Here is a 3,069-nt window from a genome sequence, read left to right on the forward strand (position 1 = left end):
GAGGGTGAGCGTCGCAATTCCGATCCCGGCGGCATCGGCGAGGCGCTGCTGGTTCCATTTGATGAGCGCGCGCGCGGCGCGGCATTGATCCGGCGTCATTTCCATTGTCCCCTCAAAGTAGCTTATCCAGTTAATTGTTGCCAGACATATAAAAAATTTATTGACAATAAAACGTTTTGCCACGCTTACCTCTGCGGCAATCACGCCGCGAGCCCAAGGGGGGCAACCCAAAGTGTCTGAGAATATGACCGCTCCGGCGGATGGCGGAGCTTTGCCTACAGCTAACCTGAACCGCCGCCTTTTGCTGACTGGCCTAGCCTCGCTGCCGGCCATAGCGGGCGCAGGAAGCGCTCTTGCCTCACAGGCCGTCGAGACGCCAGACGAGCGCGCCGTTCGCCTTGCACATGAACTGTCGGAAGCAATGAACGGCTTCATGACACCGGCAGGCGATAAACCAGGTTGGGTTGCTCACGTCAAACCCTCGGCTTATCCCGGTCCGATCTCATTCTCACAGGATGCAAGGCCTGAGAACCATCCGGACCGCGAACTGCTCGCGCTGGGCGCTGAGTTCGAACACCGGTGGGCCACGGAAAGGGCCACCAGCAAGGCTATGAGTGGCATCTATACCAAAAAGGCTGACAAACTGGTGAACCAAGCTATGGCGCACACTGGCGAGATCGTCGAGCGCATCATAGCGAAGCCCGCGCTTACTTCAGAGGGCTATCGGTTATTGGCCAAAGCATATCTTTGGTGCCGAGGGGATGATCCGGGCACAAAACTGACGGTCCGACATGCGCCCGCCGTCACGACCGATGACAAGGTGCTGATGACCGCGGCACTGGCCGGATGCGAGACCCAAACGGAGGGCCAGCAGCGTGCCACCACCGGCGCGCTGATCGGCGGCGCTGGCGGCGCACTGGTCGGCCAGGCGATTGGCGGCAACACCAAGTCGACGGTGATCGGTGCGGCGAGCGGCGCGCTGCTCGGCGCCGTCGTCGGCAGCGCGACGACCCCGCAGCGCCGCGGCGAGCAGCTCTGCCGCTATCGGGACCGCTACGGCCAAATCTACACCGCGCCCTGCGACGACCGGTACTACAACGGCGATTATTGATCCTTTGAGTGACTGGGAGACGGCGTTTTCTGCGCCGGCTCCCCTCTTCCGTCATCCTTTTGTACGCTTCTCGCTGTAAAACCGTCTCTGAGGCGGGCTGCAGAGGAGGTCGAGATGACGACGACCCTTGCCGACGCGCTGAAGGACCGTGGCAAGCGCGCGGTGAAACGGCTGATCGGCTACGATTCCCGCAACTGGTTGCGCATTTGCCAGATCGAGGCCTTCACGGCCTTCCTCGAAGCGGCCAATCGCAAATCCCGCGACGTCATCGAAATCTCACCCGGCTGGAACCGCTACTGGCGGGCGATGTGCCCCAACTACCGCTCGGTTGATTTCCCCGAGTTCGACATCTGCCGGGACCGCACCGACGAGCAATTTTCCATTGTCATTGCCGACCAGGTGCTCGAGCACGTCCAGCGGCCGCTCGCGGCCGCGGCCAACATCCATGCAATGACCAAACAAGGCGGATGGGCAATGGTCGCGACGCCTTTCCTGTTCCGCGTGCATGCCCGGCCGCACGATTACAACCGCTGGACGCCGGCGGGATTGAAGCAGGTCATGATCGAGGGCGGCTTCGCAGAAAATGACGTGCAGGTCTTCGGCTGGGGCAACAAGGCCTGCGCGAGAGCGCATATCGGCGGGCCGGTGCGGGCCTACGGCCTGTGGCGGGATCTCAGCAATGACGAAGAGTACCCGCTAATGGTGTGGGCATTCGCGAAAAAGCGCAGTTAGCTTCGGTGCCAACGTCGAACCGCGACTGCGCCTTCTCGCTTTTCGACAAAGTCCAGCGCGCCAGGAAGCGGGCGTCGGCCCGCCCTTGACCAAGCCAAACGCCGTTCAGAGCTGACGGCTGTCTGCCCTCCTTCTTAGCCTCACGCGCTCAGTCGCTCGACCAGCTGCCGGTGGTCATCATTGCAAGGGCCGCCAGGCAGCGGGGCAACTGCGTCGAGCCGGTCGAGCGAAAGGTCTGACATCTCGGGAGCAAGGGAAGGAATGATCGGCGAAAACGTCTGTCGGTCCATTGCTGTCCTCCGTCTCCAAAAAACTCCTTGTTTTGGGTTCCAATTTCTCAACGGTCCCGGCGGCGCCGGCGGCCATTAATTTTGTTCAGCTCAATCGCGAATTCAGGCACTTAGGCAAGAGCGGGGCTGCGGACCGGCGACATGATCGTGGCGGTCAACCGCAAGCCGGTCTCTTCCGTGCACGATTTGCGAAGTGCGATCGCTGGCAAGCGCGCAATATTGGCGCCGGAACTCATCCGTAACAGTGGGCGTCTTCTGCTGGTTGTGCGATAAATTCGGCGGCCACCACGTGAGGCGTAGCAGTCATGGAGATGACAAGAGGACGTAATCCAACGGTATGGGTCGCCACTTATAGCGAAGGGCTTAGGATGGTAGAGTGCAGACTTCGCGGCCCATCGCGGTCGTGGGAAGGAATTTCGCCTTTTCCTGAAAGCGGACGTCCTGGCGACACCGTAGGGCTCGGGCACTGATTCGCGCGAGCGGAAGCCGTTGCGGAACATGATGGCACAGAGCAATGGTCCTATGGGGCGAGGGCCGGGGAGTTCTACGTCCGGCCCGGTGTGATGACCAATGCGTTTGCGCCTCTTTTATTTCTCCTTTTGCCGGAACTTCGAATGGCAGCTGGCGCAATCCTGCAGGATCAGGTGCAGCAGATGTTCCTCCGGCATTTTTGCCGGCTCGGCCTCGGCGGCACCCGGGTGCTTGCCGAGCAGGCTACCGCCATCCATCGGCAGTCCCGCTCCCATGCGCATGTCGGCGCTGATCTCGGCCGGCGCGTTGTCGGCCTTAGCGGCCAGCGCGTCCGCAAGATCGCCGATATGGCGGGCGAGCGACTCGAATTCGAGCCGCGCCTGGTCAATCTCCGTCTTGGCCCACGATCGCTCCCCCAGCGTGCCGGCCGGGAATTCGGCGATCATGGCGCGGCCGGTGCGGGCG

General features: G+C 61.8%; 3 protein-coding genes and 2 pseudogenes. 3 read left to right on the forward strand and 2 right to left on the reverse strand.

Translation table 11 applies throughout. From position 1 onward, the window contains the following. Positions 1-204 (reverse strand): annotated as a pseudogene (locus EOA60_RS38365) (hypothetical protein); the annotation flags it as partial. A gap of 622 nt (positions 205-826) precedes the next feature. Between EOA60_RS38365 and EOA60_RS26005 the strand changes: the two are divergent. The 3 genes from EOA60_RS26005 to EOA60_RS26015 all read left to right on the forward strand — a co-directional run bounded on the left by EOA60_RS26005 (position 827) and on the right by EOA60_RS26015 (position 2,406). Further along, complete coding sequence (locus EOA60_RS26005) at positions 827-1,111, forward strand: YMGG-like glycine zipper-containing protein (RefSeq protein ID WP_127240638.1); 285 nt, start codon at positions 827-829, stop codon at positions 1,109-1,111. Between the two features lie 114 nt (positions 1,112-1,225). Beyond that, positions 1,226-1,843 (forward strand): methyltransferase domain-containing protein, encoded by a 618-nt coding sequence (locus EOA60_RS26010; protein ID WP_127240629.1) that lies wholly within the window; start codon positions 1,226-1,228, stop codon positions 1,841-1,843. A 416-nt stretch (positions 1,844-2,259) separates the two neighbouring features. After that, on the forward strand, positions 2,260-2,406 hold the full coding sequence (locus EOA60_RS26015) for a hypothetical protein (protein ID WP_281009321.1): 147 nt from the start codon (positions 2,260-2,262) through the stop codon (positions 2,404-2,406). A gap of 314 nt (positions 2,407-2,720) precedes the next feature. On the opposite strand, the pseudogene EOA60_RS26020 reads toward EOA60_RS26015, so the two are convergent. Beyond that, positions 2,721-3,069: pseudogene (locus EOA60_RS26020) on the reverse strand (cytochrome c); the annotation flags it as partial.

Origin of the sequence: Mesorhizobium sp. M1A.F.Ca.IN.020.06.1.1 (genome assembly GCF_004023265.1) — a bacterium.
In the GTDB taxonomy this organism is placed as follows: domain Bacteria; phylum Pseudomonadota; class Alphaproteobacteria; order Rhizobiales; family Rhizobiaceae; genus Mesorhizobium.